The following is a 19,616-nucleotide window of genomic DNA, read 5'->3' as shown; positions in this document are numbered from 1 at the left end:
TGGTCCCCGCCCGCCGGCTCGCTGCCGCTCGCCCTCTCCCCTCGGTCCCCGCCCGCCGGCTCGCTGACGCTCGCCCTCTCCCTGTGGTCCCCGCCCGCCGGCTCGCTGCCGCTCGCCCTCTCCCTGTGGTCCCCGCCGACTGTCCCGAGCACCGGGTCGATGGTGTCGCAGTCGTCGAACCGCTTCGGGCAGCGCGGGGCGTAGCGGCACCCGGACGGCGGATCGACCAGATCGGGCGGGGCGCCGTCGATGCTGCGCAGCTCGGTCGTGTCGACGCTGATCACCGACTCGAGCAGCCCACGGGTGTACGGGTGCTGAGGGTCGGCGAACACGTCCTCGACGGGACCGATCTCCACGATGCGTCCGGCGTACATGACGGCCACCCGGTCGCACGTCTCGGCGACGATGCCCAGGTTGTGGGTGATGAGCAGGAGCCCAACGTGCTCCTCGTAGCGCAGCCGTTCGAGCAGGTCCAGGATCTGCGCCTCGACGATCACGTCGAGCGACGTCGTGGGCTCGTCCGCCACGATGACCGACGGTGACAGCACGAGTGCCAGGGCGATCATGATGCGCTGGCGCATGCCGCCGGAGAACTCGTGCGGGTAGTCGTTGATGCGGGTCGGCGGGATCCCCATCTGTCGCAGAGCCTCGCGGCCCATCTGTCGGGCCTCGTCCTTGCTGATTTCGGGCTGGTGCGCCCGGACCGCCTCGACGAAGTGCGACGAGATGCGCATCAGCGGGTTGAGCCGGCTCATGGGCTCCTGGAAGACCAGCGCGAGTTCCTCGGTTCGGACGCTGCGTAGTGAGCGGGCGTCCATGCCGACCACCTCGCGACCATTCAGCTCGACACTGCCGCCCACGGCGGCGCCGGGCGGCAGGAGCTGCATCAGGCCGCGACCCAGCGTCGACTTGCCGCAACCGGACTCGCCGACCAGGCCCAGGCTTTCACCCGGCGCAAGATCGAAGCTGACGCCGTCGACGGCGCCCAATGAGCCTCGGGCGGTGCCGTAGGCGACGCGCAGGTCGCGCACCTTCAAGGCCGGCGCCGTCACGATGTGCCTTTGGAGCGCAGTCGACCGTTGCCGTGAGCACTCATGCCGTGTCCTTGGCCTCGACCGAGCCCTGGAAGGCCTGCGTGCGCAGCAGCGGGTTGACGATGTCGTTGAGTCCCTCGCCAACCAGGGTCAGCCCCACGACGAGCGTCGTGATCGCCAGGCCGGGAAACAGGGCCGTCCACCAGAACCCGCTCACGACGTCGCTGATGGCGCGGGACACGTCCAAGCCCCACTCCGCCGCGGGGTAGTCGATGCCCAGGCCCAGGAAGCCGAGCGCGGCCAGGGTCAGCACCCCGTCGGCCGCGTTGAGCGTGAAGATGACCGGCACGCTCTGAATGACGTTGAAGAAGACGTAGCGCGTGACGACCGTCGTGGGCGACGCACCCAGCGAGCGGGCTGCCTCGACGAACGTCTCTTCCTTCACCGACAGCGTGTGGTTGCGGATCACCCGGTAGTACTGGGGGATGTAGGTGGCGCCGACGGCGATCGCCGCGGTTGGCACGCCGGGCCTCATGTACTGCACGAGCACGGCGGCGAAGATGATCGCCAGCACCAGGGGCGGGAAGGCGTACAGCGCGTCCATGAGGAACACCAGAACGCGGTCGATGCGGCCACCGCGGTAGCCCGACAGCAGGCCGAGCGGCACACCGATGCCCATCGCGATCACGGTCGAGACCACGATCACCGCGATCGCGATGCGCGCGCCGTAGATGACCCGCGACAGCACATCGAACCGGGCGGACGTCGTGCCGAACGGATGGGTGGCCGACGGTGCTTCGCGGCGTGGGATCTGCTCGTCTCCGTACTCGGGTTCGCCGCTCTCGTCGACGCCCGTCTGGATGCGGTACTGGTCCTGCTCGTACGGCGCGATCGAGTCGGCGAACACGGCCATGACGACGAACACGAGCGTGATGACGACGCCCGCGAGCACGAAACCGCGCGCCATCCTGTTCGCCGCGCGCCACGGCTGCAGCGCATGGGACAGCCGTGCCCGCAGGCCCGTGCTGCGGTCGGTGGGAGCTTCGATGACGACGTCCGCCGCTGGCGGCGGCTCGGACGTCTGCGTGCCGCCAGGATCCCCGCCCTCCGGCTCGCTCGCCCTCACCCTCGCCATGCTCAGTACCGCACGCGCGGGTCGACGAGGCCGTTGATGATGTCGATCAGGAGGCTGACCACGAAGACGACGAGGGCGAAGAACGTCACGATGCCCTGCAGCGCGGCGTAGTCGCGGGCGTTGACGAAGTCGACGAGCGCGCTGCCCAGTCCCGGCCACGAGAAGGTCGTCTCGGTCAGGATCGCCCCGCCCAGCAGCAGGGCTGCCTGCAGCCCCATGATGGTCACGATCGGGATCAGCGCGTTGCGGAACGCGTGCTGGAAGAGTACGCGACGCTCGACGATGCCACGGGCTCGCGCCGATTCGACATAGTCGGACCGCAGGGTCTGCAGCATGTTGACGCGCACCATGCGGATGAACACGCCGCCGATCAGCAGGCCGAGGGTGACGCCCGGCAGGATCAGGTGCTGAAGCGCGTCCCAGAACAGCTCCCAGTTGAGCGTGATGATGCCGTCCAGCAGGTAGAACCCCGTCGGGGCGTCTGCGACGATCCGCGCCGACAGTCGGTTGCCCGTCGGCAGCAGGTCCAGGCGATTGGCGAACAGCAGTTGCGCCAGGATGCCGGTCCAGAACACCGGTGCCGCGTAGACCACGATGCCGAGCAGGCGTCCTCCGATGTCGAAGACCGTGTCGCGCCGCTGCGCCGCGACCGCACCGACCAGTACGCCGAGCGTGACCGCGACGATGAGGGCGAACACGGTCAGCTCGACCGTGGCCGGGAACAGGTCCGCCACGATCTGGCTGACGCTGCGCGGGTCGGTGAGCGGCTCGCCCAGATCGCCCTGCAGCACGTCGAGCAGGTAGCGGCCGTACTGCACCAGGATCGGGTCGTCGAGTCCGAGCGCCTCCTGCGCCCGTTCGATCCGGTCGGGCGTCGCCCGACCGCCCAGGGACGCGACCACGGGGTCGCCGGGCATGACCCGGACGAGCACGAACACGGCCGTCAGCAGCGTGAGCAGGAACAACGGCGCAAGGGCGAGTCGGGTCAGCAGGTAGCGACGCAGCCCGCTGCCGCCCGACCCACCGCTCGCCATGTGTCCTCCGTGGCCGTGCTGGTGCCTAGCCCTCCTTCGACAGCACGTAGTACCAGGTCTGCTGCGCGGGGGTCAACGTCTCCTCGACTCCGGTCACCGAGTCGGCGTGGTACACGGTCTGCCCCTCCTCGTACAGCGGGATGTACGGCATGTCCTCGGCGGCCTTCTGCTGGATCTCGTCGAAGATCTGCGCGCGCTCCTCCGAGCCGATCTCCGCGGTCTGCTCGTCGCGGATCAGCTGCTGCATCTCCTCGTCCTGGTAGTACGGGATGTAGCCACCGCCGTAGAACGGGTCGATGTACGCGTCCGGATCGATGTAGTCGGGGTACCAGCCGAGCAGGTAGACGCTGTAGGTCCCGGTCGTCGTGTTGTCCGAGTACTCGGCCGCCCAGTCAGCGCTCTGCGTCGTCACTGTGAAGCCGGCCTCCTCCAGCGAACGGGCGATGGTCTCGGCGACGTCTGCCTCGGTGTCACCGTACTTGTTGAGCGGATACCACAGCTCGATCTCGGTGCCCTCCGGGACCTCGGCCTCGATGTCGGCCATGTAGTCCGCGTTCACATCGAACGTGCTCGGGATCATCGAGTACAGCGGGACGCCCGCGCCCTCGAAGACCTCGTCGATGATCCGCTGCCGGTCGATCGACGCGGACATGGCCCGCCGGACCTCTGGGTCGTCGAACGGCGCGGCCGTCACATCGATGACGATGTAGCGGATGCGCCCACCCTCGGTCTGGCTGATCGTCATGCCCTCCTCTTCGGTGAGCGACGCGCGCTCGGCGGGAGCGAACTCGTTCCAGTTGAAGTCGATCTCGCCGGCCGCCATCGCGTTGCGCATCTGCGCCGTGTCCTCGAAGAACTGGACCTGCACGGTGTCGATCGCCGGCGGGTCACCCCAGTAGTCGTCGAAGGCCTCGAGCGTCATCGACTCGCCAGGCCTGTAGTCGGTCAGCTCGTACGGCCCGGAGCCGACGATCGTCTCGTCGTTGATGTACTCCTCCGCCTCACCCGCCGAGGGTTCCTCGAGCGCCTGGTCCGGCGCCGTGTAGGCGTCACCGTCGCTCGGCAGGATCGTGGCGACCGTGTAGTTCAGCCGCGACAGGAACGTCGCGTTGGGTTCTGACAGCGTAATCACGACGGTGTAGTCGTCGGGCGTCTCGATGGACTCGACGCCGCCGAGCAGGAACGCCGCGCTCTCGGGGTGGTTGATGTTGACGGCGCGCTCCAGCGACCACTTGACGTCCTCGCTGGTGAGGTCGGACCCGTCCTGGAAGGTCACGCCCTCGCGGAGCGTGAAGGTGTAGGTCAGCCCGTCGTCGGAGATCTCCCACTCCTCGGCGACGCCGGGGCCGATCTCGCCGGTGCCCGGCTGCGCCTCGACCAGGCGGTTCGTGGTGTTGAACAGGATGTTGGACGCGTAGAGCTCGTAGACCACGGCCGGGTCGAGGTGGCTGGGCACCTCGGTGCCACCGACGACGAGCGTGCTCGCGTCACCACCAGCTGCGGCCTCGGTTCCGCCGGCGGCCTCGCTGCCCTCACCGCCACCGGTCTCGGTCGCGGTACTGCCGCTACCGCACGCGGCGGCCACCAGGGCGAGCAGGGTCAGCAGGGCGAGCAGGTGCCGCTGGCGCAGGAATCGGGATGTACGCACGATTCGCTCCTCACGAAGACGCGGGTCACGTCCACGGGCCGGGTCCCACCTCGAGGTCTCGGGCTCCGCGACGGCTCGACCGACGAGTGCGGTCGTAGAGTCCAAGGTGTAACCGTTCGGTCAGGTCGCCGCAAGAGCCTCATGGCACAGCGCGGACCGTCATGGGCTCAGATGCTCCGGCGACCCATGGGGTGTGAGCGGAGCGGGGCCAGGAGCGGTCGCGAGCAACTGGTCGTTACAGTACGGGAGATGCCTGCACACACCCGCACCGCCGCATGATCCCCCTGTTCACGCCACAGCAGGTCCGCGCCATGGACGAGCGGACCATCGCGGCGGGCACGTCCTCGTTGACGCTGATGGAGCGCGCCGCCGGCCACCTGGCGCGGACCGTGCTGGCTGTCGCGGGGGCCGCCTACGGCTCGCGGGTCGCCGTGGTGTGCGGCAAGGGCAACAACGGCGGCGACGGCATCGCTGCCTCCCGCCGTCTGCGCGCCGCGGGTGCCTGGCCGGTCGTGTGCCTGGTGGCCGATCCGGACGAGCTGTCGGGCGACGCCGCGGTGCAGTTGCGGCGCTGGCGGGCGATGGGCGGGCGCGTCACCACCGACCTGCGCGCCGGACTCGCCGGTGCGGACGTCGTGGTCGACTGCCTGCTCGGCACCGGCGCCACCGGCGCGCCCCGCCCGCCCTACGACGCCGCGATCGCCGCGGTCAACGCACACGACGCGCCGGTCGTGGCGTGCGATCTCCCGTCCGGCGCCGACGCGAGCACCGGCGCCGTCGTCGCCGAGGCCGTCGAGGCGGACGTCACGCTGTGCCTGGGCGCGTACAAGCGCGGGCTCGCGCTGTGGCCCGCCCGTGCGCACACGGGGGAGCTGCGCCTCGGCGACATCGGCATCCTCGAACCCGGCGACCGGCCCGCCGCGCGGCTCGTCGATGGCGCCGACGTGTGGGAGGCGCTGACCGATCCGGACGCCGCCGGGGACAAGCGCGCCCGCGGTGTCGTCGTCGTCGTCGCGGGATCCGCGGACATGTCCGGCGCCGCGGTGCTGGCCGCCAGGGGCGCACTCGCCGCGGGTGCCGGACTGGTGACGGTGGCCACGCCCACCCTGGCGCGTCACTTCGTCGCGCCGAACGTCCCCGAGGCGATGACGGTCGATCTCCCCGACGACGATCCCGACGCGGCCTTCGCCGCCGTCGCCGAGGCCTGCGGCCGCGCCGACGCCCTGCTGATCGGGCCCGGCCTCGGCCACCAGCCGCCCCAGGTGGCGCTCGTGCACCGCTGCGTCGCCGAGCTGGACCTGCCGACCGTGCTCGACGCCGATGGGCTGAACGCGTTCCGTGACGACGCGGGCACGTTGTCGGCGCACGTCGCCGACCATCTGGTGCTCACGCCGCACCGCTCCGAGCTGACGCGCATCTGCGGCGATGGAGACGACGACCTGTGGGAGCGGCGGATCGACGTCGTCCCGCAACTCGCGCGACAGTGGCGGACGACGATCGTCGCGAAGGGACCCGGATCGATCATCGCGGCCCCCGACGGACGTGTGTGGATCGACGGGGCCGCCACCGCCGCCCTTGCGACCGGGGGCACCGGGGACGTCCTGGCCGGGATGACCGTCGCGGCGCTGGCGGCCGGCGCGGATCCCGCGCGCGTGGCCGCGACGGTCGCGCTGCACGGTGTGGCCGGACAGGTCGCCGCCGAGCGTTCCAGCGTGCGGTCGGTGACCTCGCTCGACGTCGCACGGGCGGTGCCCGCCGCCCTGCGCCGGACGCAGGGGCCGGGCACGTGAGCGGAACGCGACGGGCGGCGGTCAGCCCGCCCGGTCGACCGATCGGCCCCGCGCGGCCGACGCACCTGCTCGACGCGCGCGCCACGCCGTCCACGACGCCGCCGCGGCAGCGCCCGACGTGGGCCGAGATCGACCTGGCGGCGATCACGCACAACGCGCGGACGCTGCGCGCGCGGGCGCCGGGCGCGACCTTCATGGCGGTCGTCAAGGCCGACGGCTACGGCCACGGAATGGTGCCGGTCGCCCGTGCCGCCCTCGCGGGCGGCACCGCGTGGTTCGCCGTCGCGCTCGTCGAGGAGGCACGCGGGCTGCGCGACGCCGGCATCGACGCGCCGGTGCTGCTGCTGACCGAACCGCCGGTCGCGGCGATCGACGCGCTGCTCGACGCACACGTCACGCCGACCGTCTACACGCCCGGCTTCATCCGCGCGCTCGACGCCGCCGCCCGGCGCCGCGGCGCGGGACCCCTCGAGGTCCACCTGCAGCTCGACACGGGCATGCGCCGCGTCGGAGCGCCCGAGGACGACTGGCCTGCGCTGTCCGACCTGCTCGCCGGGCTCGACGGGGTGCGGGTCACAGGGCTGTGGAGCCACTTCGCGTGCGCCGACGAACCAGACCATGCGTCAGTCCCGGAGCAGTCACGCCGGTTCCGCACCGGCGTCGACGTCGTGCGCGCCCGTGGGCTCGCGCCGGACCTGGTGCACCTGTGCAACTCGGCGGGCACGCTGACGCGACCGGAGGACCACTACGACATGGTGCGCTGCGGGATCGCACTGTACGGCCTGGATCCCGGGGGAGGACTGATCCACCAGGTGCCGGTGCGCCCCGCGCTGCGCTGGCTGTCGCGCACGTCGTTCGTCAAGCGGGTGGCCGCCGGCGAGGCTGTCAGCTACGGCCACACGTGGCGCACGCCGCGCGAGACGACGCTGGGCACCGTGCCGGCCGGCTACGCCGACGGCGTGACGCGGCTCCTGGGTGGTCGCGGCGAGGTCGTCGTCGGCGGCCGCCGGCGACCCATCGTCGGCCGGGTGACGATGGACCAGTTCCTGTTCGACGCCGGTGACGACGACGTCCGCATCGACGACGAGGTCGTGCTGATCGGTCGTCAGGGCGCGGTGGCCGTGACGGCCGACGACTGGGCGGCGTGGCTCGACACGATCACGTACGAGGTGGTCAGCACCGTGGGCGCACGGGTTCCGCGGGTATACACGGAGCGCGACGTCTGATGCGCCAGTCGCTGCTCGGCATCGCCGCGCTGACGGCCGGAGCGGTCGGCGGCGCGGTCCTCGGCTACCTCGCCGAGCGCACGGTCGTCGACCCGCCGGTCGGGCCGGCCGCGCTGACCGCCGGCGACGATCTGGCGACCGAGCGCTTCACCGTGACCGCTCCGGACGGAACCGTTCTGGCCGTGACGGCGAGCGGACCGGTCGACGCGCCCCGCATCGTCCTGGTCCACGGGCTGTCGCTGACGCAGGAGATCTGGGAGGCGCAGCGGCGCGCGCTCTCAGGGGCCTACCGCGTCGTCACGTTCGACATGCGCGGCCACGGCGACAGTCGCGATGCCGCGATGGGCGACTACACGGCCTCGGCCATCGGTTCGGATGTCACCACGGTCCTCGATGCGATCGTCGGTGCTCCGGCCGTCGTCGTCGGCCATTCGATGGGCGGCATGGCGGTCCTCGCCGGCCTCGCGGACCGACCCGAGCTGATGATGGAGCGCGTCGCGGGCGTCGTGCTGGTCAACACGGCCGTGTCGGCGATCGTGTCCGGGCTGGGCGGCGGATCGGTGGCCGCCGGCGTGGCGTTCCTGCGGGAACGGGCGCGGTCGACGCTGGTGGGCCGCATCGCCTACGGCGGGCTCGACGCCGAGGGCAACCTGCGGGGCAACGACCTGGCGACGGTGATCACGCGAATGCTGGGCGTCGGCCCGAACGGCAGGGAGGAGGCCGTCGAACAGGTCCGGCGCCTGGTGCTGGGCAGCCGCCCCCACGTCGCGGGTGAGCTGTGGCGCACGGCCGGCACGCTCGATCTGCTGGACGTGGCCCGTGAGCTGCCGGTGCCCGCGCTCGTGATCGGCGGTACACGGGACCGCATGCTGCCCGCCCACCACTCACGCCGCCTTGCGGACACCATCCCGGAGGTGGAGCTGATAGAGCTCGCCGACGTCGGCCACGTCGCGATGCTCGAGCGTCCCGACGAGGTGACCTCGGCGCTGACGACCTTCGCGCAGCGGGTTCTGGGCGGGAACCCGTCCCGCTGAGGACCACTACTGCTCCCGGAGCACCTCTGAGGGCGCATGCGTCAGGAACGGTGCAGGTTGTCCGACTGGAACACGGAGCCGATGAGCTCCCGCCGCACCGCCGCGCGCCGCGACTCGGTCATCTGCGCTCACTTTCCGTCCGTCGCGTGCGGACGTTCCGCACGTTCGGCCGTCAGGCCTCCTGCGGAGTCGACGCATCCGGCCGCCGCCTTGACCATCCCTTCGCGAAGCGCAGGTACAGCGGCGGCACGACGAACAGGTTGAGCAGCGTCGCAGTGACGAGCCCGCCCAGGATGACGATCGCCATGGGATATTCGACCTCCGTGCCTGGGATCTCGCCCGCCAGGATCAGGGGGACCAGTGCGAGTCCGGTCGTGAAGACGGTCATCAGGATCGGCACGATGCGTTCCTTGGCGCCGCGGAGGATCAGGTCGACGCCGAACGGCATGCCCTCCTCGTTCTCCAGGTGCTGGTAGTGGCTGATCAGCATGATGCCGTTGCGCGCGACGATGCCCAGCACGGTGAAGAACCCGACCAGCGATCCCAGCGAGATGATGCCACCGGCGCCGAAGTACGCGGCCAGCACCCCGCCGACCAGCGCCACGGGTAGCGTGAGGAAGTACAGCAGGGCGAGCCTGAAGCTGCTGTGGAACGCCTGCTGCAGCAGCAGGAACACGATGATCGCGGCCGCGACGGCGAACGCCATGAGGACGCCCTGCGCCGCTTGACGCTCCTGGTACTCGCCGAGCAGCTCGGCGCGGAACTCGAGTGGCCACTCGACGCTGGCGATTTGCTCCTCGAGGTCGGTCACCACGGAGCCGAGGTCGCGGGTCCCGTCGATGTTGGCGCCGACGTCGATGCTGCGCGCCAGGTTCTCGTGGTGGATCACGTTGGGTGTCGGCACGATGTCGATGCTGGCCAGATCGGCCAGTGGCACCTTCTCGCCGGACGGCGTGTCGATCGGCAGCTGCTCGATGTCGGTCAGCGTCTGACGGGTCTCGGGCGTGGTCCACAGCTGGACGTCGTACGCCTTGCCCTGGTGGAACAGATCACCGGCCTCCTCTCCAGCCATCATGTACGCAGCCGCGCGTCGGACGTCACCGGGCTTGACGCCGTGCGCCTCGGCAGCCTCCAGATCGACCTCCACCTGGATCTGTGGGATCTCCTCCTGGAACTCGACGTGGTTCTCCGTGACCCCCGGTATCGCGCCGAGTAGCTCGTTGACCTCGGCGGCCTTCTCGCGCAACAGCTCCAGCTCCGTGCCGTAGATCCGCACCGTGATCGCCTCGCTCGATCCGGTGAGGACCTCGCGGATGCGTTCCTTGAGGTATGTCTGGACGTCACGGAAGATGCCCGGATAGCCGTCGACGGTGGCCTGGATGTGCTCGAAGGTCATGTCGTAGTCCACGGCCGGGTCGACGCTGACCCAGTTCTCGCCGAAGTACATGCCGACGACCTCGTCCATCAGCAGCGCCTGCCCGATGTGCGAACCGGCGTTGAGCACGCCGGGGATCTGCAGCAGCTCGGCGTTGACGCGCTCGGTCGTGCGCACCATCTCGGGGTGGGACGTGCTCGGCGTCCCGAGCCAGTGCATCAGGAAGTCGCGCTCCTTGAACGACGGCAGCAGGTTCTGGCCGAGCACGGGCACGATCGCCAGCCCCGCCAGGGTGACGACCGCGACCGCGCCGTAGGCGGGCCGCGGACGGCGGACGATCCGCCGCAGCAAGGCGTCGTAGGCGCGCTTGATCGGCGGCACGAGCGGCGACTCGCGGTGCCGCAGCGACTTCTCGGAGCGGAAGAAGATCAGGCTCAGCGCCGGCGTGACGGTCAGCGCCACCACCATCGAGGCGAGCAGCGCCAGCGCGTACGACGTGGCGAGCGGCCGGAAGAACGACCCCGACAGGCCCTGGAGCATGAAGATCGGGGTGATCGCCGCGATCTCGATCAGCGTCGCGTGGACGATCGCGCTGCGCACCTCCATCGACGCGTCGAGGACGATGCGTGCCGTGGGGCGTCTCGAGCCCGCTTGTCGATGCTCGCGGAGTCTTCGCACGACGTTTTCGATGTCGATGATCGCATCGTCGACGATGTCGCCGAGCGCGATGACGAAACCCGCCAGGATCATCGTGTTGATCGTCGCGTCGCGCGCGTGCAGGACCAGGCCGGCCGCGATCAGCGATAGCGGGATCGCCACCACGCTGATGAACGCGGTGCGCCACTCGTAGAGGAACGCGCCGAGCATGAAGATCATCAGCAGCGCGCCGACCAGCATGGCGGTCGACAGGTTGTCGATCGCCTGCTCTATGAACGTCGCCGGGCGGAAGATCGCGCTGTCGATCCCGATGCCGGGCAGGCCGGGCTCCAGTTCGGCCAACGCCTGCTCGACGCCTTCTGTGACGTCGACGGTGTTCGCCCAGGGCAGCTTCTCGACGATGAGCATGAGGCCCTGGCCGTCGTCGATCACAGCGTCGCCGATCAGCGGCTGATGGTCACGCACGAGGTCCGCCACGTCGGCGATGCGCACGGGATCGACGCTTCTCCCGTTGACCTGTGCGCCGTTGACGGTCTGTCCGTTGACCTGCGTGGCGGCATCGGCCGGCTCGATGGGCAGGTTCGCCAGGTCCTCGACCGTCACGATCGGTTGGATGAGCTGGACCCCCAGCCGGTTGGACCCCGTCTCGACCCATCCGCCGGTGCCGATGTTCCGGCCCTCCGTGTACTGCATCAACCCGTGGTCGAGTGCGTTCGCCGTGGTGTCGAGGACCTGCTCGAGCTTCACGCCGTGCTCGGCCATGCGTTGTGGGTCCGTCTGGACCTGTAACATGTCCAGCCGCTCGCCCCAGATGGGCACGTTGGCCACCCCCGGGACGCGGAGCAGGCGCGCCCGGATCTTCCAGTACGCCGTCATCGACAGGTCCATCATGTCGATCTCGGGGTCAGTCGAGGTGAGCCCGATCTTGAGCACGCGGCTCGTCGCGGACAGCGGCTGGATCATGAAGGGCGGGCTGGACCAGCTCGGCAGGCTGGGCGTGATCGCCGCGATGCGCTCCTGGACGAGTTGCCGCGCCGTCAACAAATCGGTGCCGGGTTCGAAGATCATCTCGATCGACGACAGCTGCTCGACGGATCGCGAGCGGATGACGTCGAGGTTGGGCACGCCGTTGAGGCTGTGCTCCAGGGGGACCGTGATGAGCTCCTCCACCTCCGAGGCTGACAGGCCCAGCGATGGCGTCTGGATCTCGACTTTTGGGGGCGCGAACTCGGGGAACACGTCGACAGCGCTGTGACGCAGCGTGTCGACGCCGAAGAAGATGAGGCCCGCGGCGAACGCCACCACGAGGTAGCGGAACTTGAGGCTTGATCCGACGACCCAGCGAAGCATCTGCCGCCTCCCGTCCTCAGTGCCCGATGCCGCGCTCGGCGCCGAACAGCTCGGCGGCGCCGAGCGTCACGACCGACGTGCCCACAGGCGGTCCATCGGCCAGGTACGCCAGGTCGCCTTCCTCGTGATCGATCTCGATCGGGGCCCGCACGAAGCCTTGCGGCTCCGGGTTCGTGTAGACCCAGAAGCCGCCGTGCTCGTCGACGATCACCGCCGCGTTCGGCACGACGGTGGTGCCGTCGACCTGCTCGACGGTGGTTGTCGTGATGTCGAGCCGCCGCTCAGCGCTGGACGTCAGGGTGAGATGGGCGACGTCAGCGCCCTCGATCTCCGCGACGGTCACGGGCTCGTCGATGACGTGTTCGTCCGACGGGACCTCGCCGCATCCCACGGCGGCGACCGCGAGCAGCAGGGCGACCGCGGAGGTCCTCAGGCCGCGAGGCGTCGCTGTCACGGTCACATCACCTGCTCGAGATCCTCGGTGACCCGGTACGCGAGGTCCTCGCCGGTCGTGTCAGGTTCGCGCACATGTCCGAAGCGCAGGTACAGCGCGGGGGCGACCAGCAGGACGACGACGGTGGACGTGATCAGGCCGCCGATGACGGCCACGGCCATCGGTCCGATGATCTCGAACCCGACCGCGCCACCAAGCGCGGCGAACGGCAGGAACACGGCGATGGTGGCCAGCCCGGCCATGACGATGGTGCCCAGCCGGTCACGCGTCGCGCGGACGACCACATCTGGACCGAACGCGTACTCCTCGGCGCGCTGGAGGTGCTGGGCGTGCCGCACGAGCACGATCAGCGCGCGTGCCGTGATCGCGAGCACGGCGATCAGACCGCCGACCGTGCCCAGCGTGATCGCACCGTCGGTCAGCAGTGCGGCGACCAGGCCGCCGGACAGCGCCGTCGGAAGCAGCAGGAAGGCGAGCACGGCCAGGCGCCAGCTGCCGAAGGCCGCCTGCAGCAGCAGGAAGATCACGATCGCGGCCGCGCCTGCCACGGTGAGCACGGTCGTCCGCGTCGTGCTCTGCTCGGCGTACCCGCCCAGGACCTCGGCGTGGTACTCGAGTGGGAAGACGACCCCCTCGATCGCCGCATCTGCGTCGGATGCGACGTCGGCGAGATCACGTCCGTCGACGTCGGCCACGACATCGACATAGCTCATGACCGAGTGGTGCCGGATCACGGCAGGGTTGTCGACGACCCGCACGTCAGCGACGTCGCCGAGCCGCACCTGACCGCCCGCGGGGTTGTCGATCAGCAGGTTGGCGATGTCCTCCTCGTTCTCGCGGATGTCCGGCGCCCCCCACACGACGACGTCGAAGACCTTCTGCTCCTCGAAGAGGTTGCCGGCGGTGATCCCGGACAACAGGATCGCCGCCGCGCGACGCACGTCGCCGGGCTTGATGTCATTCGCCTCCGCCGCAGCCAGGTCCACCTCGACCTCGATCGTCGGCTCGACGGGCGGCGCCTCGATCGTGGGCTCGACCACGCCGTCGATGCCGGCCATGCCTGTGCGGACCTGTTCCGCCGCGCCGGCGAGGACGGCCGGATCCTCGCCGTAGACGCGCACGACCAGGCTGTCCGCGTCGCGCCGCCCGAGGACCTCCGTGACGCGCTGCGCCGAGTACGTCGTCACGTCATGGGCGATCTCGTCGAAGCCGCTCATCGCCTCGTCGATCGCCGCGAGCGTGCCCTCGTAGTCGGCCGATCCGTCGACGGTGACCCAGATCTCGCCGGAGTTGACGTTGACGATCTGGTCCGACGTGATCGCGCGTCCCACATGGGCGCCCACATCACGGACACCGGGCAGGGACCCGACCGCGCTGACGGCCTCGGCCATGACCCCGTCCATGGTTTGCAGGGACGTACCGGGATCCGTCTCGACCTCGACCAGCACGTCACGCTCACGCAGGGACGGCCGCAGCGACAGGTCAAGCAATGGGATCGCGACGAGGCCGGCGACGACGATCACCGCGAGCGCCGCCAGGGCCGGGCCGAGGCTGCCGACAGCGCGTCCCGACACCCGGTCGTAGCCACTGCCCAGCCAGCGCGTGAGGGGGGATTCGTGGCGCTCGAGTGGCGCGTTGCGCAGCAGCAGCAGGCTGAGTGCCGGTGCGACCGTCAGCGCCACCACGAGCGACGTGACGACGGCCAGGACGTACGACGTCAGCATCGACGGGATGAAGGCCCCTGCCAGGCCATCGGTGAACAGCATGGGCACCACCGCGGCAAGGGCGATCACCGTCGCGTACAGCAGCGGCGTGCGCAGCTGAAGGGTCGCGTCGAGGATCGTGCGCCACGCCGGCGCACCGGATCCGTTCTGCCGTCTGCGTCGCAGGCTCTGTGCCACACCGCTGACGTCGGCGACCGCGTCGTCGATGATCACCACCAGTCCCAGAGTCAGCCCGGCGATCACCATCAGGTTCACAGTCGCGCCGCGCAGGTTGAGCACCAGCGCCGCCGCGACCAGCGCCAGCGGCACGGTGACGGCCGCGATGACCGCAGTGCGCCAGTACGCGAAAAACCCGATCAGCACCGCGAGGAACAGGACCGCACCGATCACCGCGGCGCGACCGAGTCCGGCGAAGGCGCTGCTGATGTATTCGGCTGGCCGGTAGGTCGACGTGTCGACCGTGATGCCGCCCAGTCCCGGCTGCATCACCTCGAGGGCCTCGTCGACCCCGCGCGCCACCTCGGGGGTGTTCGCGGCCGGGAACTTCTCGACCACGAGCAGCAGGCAGTCGTCGTTCGGGGCACTGCAGTAGGCGTCGCCGATCAGTGGTTGGTGGTCTTCGGCGACGTCAGCGACCTCGTCGAGGGTGACCGACTGGCCATCAACGCGGAAGGCCCCACCCCCGGGTCCCTCGAGTGGGACCTGGCCGAGCTCCTCGGGCGTGGTGATGGCCTGCTCGTGGAAGATGTGCAGGCGCTGGTTGACCGTGTCGATCCATCCGCCGGTGCCCGGCGACGACGCCTCGAGGAAGCTCAGCGGGGACACCTCGAGGGCGTTGCCGGTCGTACGGACCACCTGGTTGAGCGAGACGTCGGCGGCGCGCAGGTCCTGCGGGTCGACGAGCACCTGCAGCTGCCGGTCGCGGAAGCCCCAGATCGCCACGTTCGCGACGCCCTCGACGCCGAGCAGGCGCGGCGCGATCACCCAGCGGGCGAGCACCGACATCTCGATCGGCGATTGCTGCTCCGAGGTGAGCCGCACCATGGCCACGCGGCTGCTCGACGACAGCGGTTGCAGCATCGCCGGTGGCTTCGACACCTCCGGCAGGCCGGCGACGCCGACCGCCTGCGTCAGGCGTTCGGCGACGACCTGCCGGGCATCGAGGATGTCGGTGCCCTCCTCGAACGTCATGACGACCGACGACAGGCCTGGCAGCGAGGCGGACTCGATCTCCTCCAGGAACGCCACGCCGTTCAGCAGGTCCTGCTCGAGCGGCACGGTGATGAGCTGCTCGACCTCCTCGGCGGACAGCCCCAGGGCCTCCGCCTGGACTTCGACGGTCGGCCGGGTGAACTCCGGCAACGTGTCGACCGCCGTCGACGACAGCAGCGCGACGCCCAGGATCATCACACCTGCTGCGACCGCGATGACGAGACCGCGGAACTTCATGCTCCAACCGACGATCGCGCGAATCATGGATGTGCAACCTCCGTTGGTCGTCCGCGTGCAACGCGGTAGGCACGACGCGCAGTCCTGAGCGCACGCCTCGATGGTCATCGCCGCATGCGCGCGGACGACAACGCATCGGGGCACCCCCACAGACAGCGCCAAGCAATGCAACTGATGCAGCGATTCCGCACACGCCGCGGTCCCACATCCGCATGCGTTTCGCTCCGTCAGAGCTAGATCAACTCAATCATCACACAGACTGAGATGCAAGCAGAAAATCGCGAGACCCGCGGAGCTTCACTGTTTCTTCACTGGTTGCCGTACGTGCAAGCCGAAGAGGTGCGTGTCCAATATCGGTGCGGCTCTTCTGGAGGGACATCAGGCAGCTTGGGGGATGTGGTGGTTGGTGTAGTGGTGTTGGCAATTTCTTCGTTTCTGGGTGAGGTGGTAGCGCCAGTAGTCGACGAGGTCGCCGTTGGCGTGTAGGCGCGGAGTTTGAGGACGGCTTCGGCGCCGTGCAGCTCCTGCGTGCGCCGGTGGTGTCCATGCGGTCCATGACGAGGTGGCGGCTACCGGCGGGGGTACGAGCCGCTGTGCCGGGACGTGACCGACGCGATCAGCTGGCAGCGGTTCGCGCGGATCCCGCTGGGCTCGCCGGTCCGCATCAAACGACGTTGATGAAGGTCACCACCCGCTGCGGCCCCGACGCGGTGGACGGGCTCAAGGAGGCGCTGTTGGCCAAGGCAGCCGCCGCGAAGGTCCTACATCAGCGCGCGGCCCCCACCCATGACCCGGGACGCCGACCGACCCCGACGCCACTTCAGCGGATCTGCACCCGTCCAATAGGGTCGCTGGGTCGTGTTCGTTGTTGCCGCCCAGCGATGATCATCGCTATCTGGTGTCAGCAATGAGCGAGTGGATGCGAGTCGTCGCGAACGACCGAGCGTGGTCGGCCGTCGGGGTACGGCGACAGGCGATGCAATGGGCCGCCGTTCACTGCGGGCGCGCATGGGAACAGATGCATGCGTATGGTCAGACACGTGCCACGGGCGCGTGGCGCGCGGTAACGAGAGGTGAGTCGGTGACGGACGGCGCAGAACGGTTCGAGGTCCCGGTCGAGGGAGGCGGTCTGGCGGTCTGGCGATGGGGTGGTGACGGCCCCGTCGCGATCGCCGCGCACGGCATCACCTCGTCGCACACCGCGTGGGACGTCGTCGGAGAACTGGTCGCCGACGACCTCACGCTCGTGGTCCCCGACCTGCGCGGGCGTGGTGACAGCGCCGACGTGTCCGGCTCGTCGAGCATGCGGCGCCACGCCAGCGATCTGCTCGCCGTGCTCGATCACATCGATGTCGACGAGGCGGTGGTCACCGGCCACTCCATGGGTGCGATGGTCGCCGCCGCGCTCGCCGCGGCGTCGCCCGACCGCGCCCGCGCCGTCGTCATGGTCGACGGCGGCCCGCCGCTGGCCGGACCTGTCCCACCCGACGTCGACGTCGACGCCGTGCTGTCCCGTGCCATCGGCCCTGCCCTGGAACGGTTGCAGCAGCGCTTCGACTCCCGCGACGAGTACCGGCGCTTCTGGCGCGAGCACCCCGCGTTCCGCGACAGCCGGGTGGATCCGGCCCGCATCGACGCGTACGCAGATCATGACCTGCGCGGACAGCCGGGCGACCTGCGGTCGAAGGTGTCGGCGGACCGTGTGCGCGAGGACGGCCGCGACTCGCTCACCAACGCCGACCTGCATGACGTGGTCAGCGCACTGGAGATGCCGGCCGTGCTGCTGGTGGCCGAGCGGGGCATGCTCAACGGCGCCACACCGCTGATCACCGACGAGCAGGCCGCCGAGCTGCAGACCGCGCGGGGACCGCTGGAGGTGATCCGCGTGCCGGACACCAACCACTACACGATCATGCTCGATGACCGCGGTGCTCGTGCCGTCGCCCACCAGCTGCGCCGGTTCGCGACCGCGGACCTGGGAGACGCCTGAGTGGCGCTCGGGGTCGACGGCACCAGGGTCGGCTGCTGGACCGACCACGCCAACCACACCGGCTGCACGGTGGTGCTCGCGCCACCCGGCGCGCAGGGTGCCATCGCGGTGCGCGGTGGCGCACCCGGCACGCGCGAGGCGGCGGCGCTCGGCCCGACGGGCAACGTGCGCGAGTGCCACGCGATCGTGCTGTCGGGCGGCAGCGCGTTCGGCCTGGCGACCGCCGACGGGGTCGTCGACTGGTGCGTCGAGCACGGCATCGGCTACGACAAGACGGTGGCGGTGATCCCGATCGTCGCGGCGGCGATCGTGTTCGACCTGCGATCGTCCGGCGTCCCGCGCCCGGGCCCGTCAGCGGGCCGGGCGGCGTGCGAGGCCGCGACCGCCGACGACCCGCCCCAGGGATCGGTCGGCGTCGGCACCGGGTGCACGGTCGGCAAGACCGGCGGGCTGGAGTGGGGCTCGAAAGGTGGGCAGGGCTGGGCGGTCGAACGCGGTGGTGGCATCACCGTGGGCGCCCTGATGGCCGTCAACGCTCTGGGCGACGTGATCGACGAACATGGTGGCGTGCTCGCCGGCTCGCGTGCCGACGCGGCCACGCCGCGCTACCCACTGGCACCGATCACCGGCCCGTCCCCCGCCGATGCTCCACTCGAGCACACCGTCATCGGTTGCCTGGTCACCGACGCCCGCCTGAGCAAGCCGGACGCCGTCCGTGCGGCGGATCTGGCTCACAGCGGCATCGCGCGCGCCGTCAGCCCCGCCCACACGAGCCTGGACGGCGATGCCCTGTTCCTGCTCTCGGCGCAGCGCATCGACGCCAGCGTCGACCTGGTCGCCGAGCTGGCCGCACGCGCCGTGGCCGCCGCCATCCGTTCAGCTGTGCGTCACGCCGAGGGCATGCCCGGGTTCCCAGCGGACCCGCGGGCCGGCTGACGTGGCAGCGGTGCGTCGCGTCGGGCCCCACGTGGCGACCACGCCCCGGCCGCCGACGGTGCACGAGATGGCGTTCTGGCAGGCTGGTGGTCGGAATACAATCACTGGCATCGAACCGGCCCGTCCGCCGTCGGAGGTGGCGTGAAGCGAGAGCTGGTGCTGGCTACGCGCGGCGCCGACGACACACGCAAGCTCGCGGCGACCGTCGCCGGCGCTCTGCGCGCCGGCGACGTCGTGTCGCTCACCGGTGAGCTGGGCGCGGGCAAGACGTGCTTCGTCCAAGGGGCCGCCGCGGCGCTCGGCGTGACCGAGCGTGTGACGAGTCCTACGTTCCTGCTGCGCCGCGAGTACGACGGTCGCGTGCCGATCGTCCATCTCGACGTCTACCGGCTCGACACGCTGCGTGAGGCGGCGGAGCTCGGACTCGACGACATCCATCGCTGCGTGACCTTCATCGAGTGGGGTGACGCGATGCAGCCGCTGTTGCCGGCGGACCACCTCGAGGTCGAGTTCTCCTGCCCGGCGGAGCCGGTCCTCCCGTCGCCTGCGGAACCAGGCCACGCAGAGTTCCGCGCGACGGCGTCCGCCGACCTGCCGATGGCCGACGACGACGGCGACGAGGTGCGCACGGTCGTGCTGCGCCCCCGCGGTCCCGACTGGAAGCGCCGGATCGTCAGCGTCGCGGTCGACTGCGGGCCGTGGCGGGACGACGGTGGACCCGTCCAGCTCGACGGCTTGGAGCTGTAGATGGGTGCACGACGGCGGCGGTCCACGTGCCGC

At 70.2% G+C, this 19,616-nt stretch carries 13 protein-coding genes and 1 pseudogene; 7 read left to right on the top strand and 7 right to left on the bottom strand.

The window, feature by feature from the left end; translation table 11 throughout:
• The 4 genes from VFZ70_17305 to VFZ70_17290 form a co-directional block, all read right to left on the bottom strand.
• Positions 1-1,052 (bottom strand): ABC transporter ATP-binding protein (locus VFZ70_17305; GenBank protein HEX6257570.1); only part of this gene is annotated, 1,052 nt, incomplete at its 3' end.
• A gap of 40 nt (positions 1,053-1,092) precedes the next feature.
• A complete protein-coding gene (locus VFZ70_17300; GenBank protein HEX6257569.1) occupies positions 1,093-2,160 on the bottom strand; it encodes an ABC transporter permease in 1,068 nt (355 codons plus the stop codon).
• Positions 2,161-2,171: 11 nt separating this feature from the next.
• A complete protein-coding gene (locus tag VFZ70_17295) occupies positions 2,172-3,203 on the bottom strand; it encodes an ABC transporter permease (protein ID HEX6257568.1) in 1,032 nt (343 codons plus the stop codon).
• 25 nt (positions 3,204-3,228) lie between these two features.
• Positions 3,229-4,851: an ABC transporter substrate-binding protein gene (locus tag VFZ70_17290; protein HEX6257567.1), complete on the bottom strand. Its 1,623-nt coding sequence runs from the start codon at positions 4,849-4,851 to the stop codon at positions 3,229-3,231.
• Between the two features lie 275 nt (positions 4,852-5,126).
• Here VFZ70_17290 and VFZ70_17285 point away from each other — a divergent pair, with 275 nt between their 5' ends.
• Genes VFZ70_17285 through VFZ70_17275 form a run of 3 tightly spaced genes read left to right on the top strand, consistent with a single transcriptional unit; the run spans position 5,127 to position 8,901 of the window.
• Complete coding sequence (locus VFZ70_17285; protein HEX6257566.1) at positions 5,127-6,641, top strand: NAD(P)H-hydrate dehydratase; 1,515 nt, start codon at positions 5,127-5,129, stop codon at positions 6,639-6,641.
• Positions 6,638-7,867, top strand: coding sequence for an alanine racemase (alr, locus tag VFZ70_17280; GenBank protein ID HEX6257565.1), 1,230 nt, complete (start codon positions 6,638-6,640; stop codon positions 7,865-7,867). The genes VFZ70_17285 and alr overlap by 4 nt, the downstream gene beginning before the upstream one ends.
• Positions 7,867-8,901, top strand: a complete 1,035-nt coding sequence (locus VFZ70_17275; GenBank protein ID HEX6257564.1) for an alpha/beta hydrolase — start codon at positions 7,867-7,869, stop codon at positions 8,899-8,901. Before alr ends, VFZ70_17275 begins: the two co-directional genes overlap by 1 nt.
• A gap of 172 nt (positions 8,902-9,073) precedes the next feature.
• Here VFZ70_17275 and VFZ70_17270 read toward each other — a convergent pair whose 3' ends face one another.
• Genes VFZ70_17270 through VFZ70_17260 form a run of 3 tightly spaced genes read right to left on the bottom strand, consistent with a single transcriptional unit; the run spans position 9,074 to position 15,937 of the window.
• On the bottom strand, positions 9,074-12,283 hold the full coding sequence (locus VFZ70_17270) for an efflux RND transporter permease subunit (protein HEX6257563.1): 3,210 nt from the start codon (positions 12,281-12,283) through the stop codon (positions 9,074-9,076).
• A 16-nt stretch (positions 12,284-12,299) separates the two neighbouring features.
• On the bottom strand, positions 12,300-12,737 hold the full coding sequence (locus VFZ70_17265; GenBank protein ID HEX6257562.1) for a hypothetical protein: 438 nt from the start codon (positions 12,735-12,737) through the stop codon (positions 12,300-12,302).
• Positions 12,738-12,739: 2 nt separating this feature from the next.
• Complete coding sequence (locus VFZ70_17260) at positions 12,740-15,937, bottom strand: efflux RND transporter permease subunit (protein HEX6257561.1); 3,198 nt, start codon at positions 15,935-15,937, stop codon at positions 12,740-12,742.
• 543 nt (positions 15,938-16,480) lie between these two features.
• Between VFZ70_17260 and VFZ70_17255 the strand changes: the two are divergent.
• The 4 genes and pseudogenes from VFZ70_17255 (at position 16,481) to tsaE (ending at position 19,583) form a co-directional block, all read left to right on the top strand.
• Positions 16,481-16,674 (top strand): annotated as a pseudogene (locus VFZ70_17255) (ISNCY family transposase).
• 317 nt (positions 16,675-16,991) lie between these two features.
• The gene (locus VFZ70_17250; GenBank protein HEX6257560.1) at positions 16,992-17,900 is read left to right on the top strand and encodes an alpha/beta hydrolase; all 909 of its coding nucleotides are present in this window, start codon (positions 16,992-16,994) and stop codon (positions 17,898-17,900) included.
• On the top strand, positions 17,901-18,836 hold the full coding sequence (locus tag VFZ70_17245) for a P1 family peptidase (protein HEX6257559.1): 936 nt from the start codon (positions 17,901-17,903) through the stop codon (positions 18,834-18,836).
• A gap of 141 nt (positions 18,837-18,977) precedes the next feature.
• Positions 18,978-19,583 (top strand): tRNA (adenosine(37)-N6)-threonylcarbamoyltransferase complex ATPase subunit type 1 TsaE, encoded by a 606-nt coding sequence (tsaE, locus tag VFZ70_17240; protein HEX6257558.1) that lies wholly within the window; start codon positions 18,978-18,980, stop codon positions 19,581-19,583.
• Positions 19,584-19,616 lie beyond the last annotated feature (33 nt).

It is taken from the genome of Euzebyales bacterium (genome assembly GCA_036374135.1).
Classification (GTDB): Bacteria; Actinomycetota; Nitriliruptoria; order Euzebyales; family JAHELV01; genus JAHELV01.
This window is presented reverse-complemented; position numbering and strand designations above follow the sequence as displayed.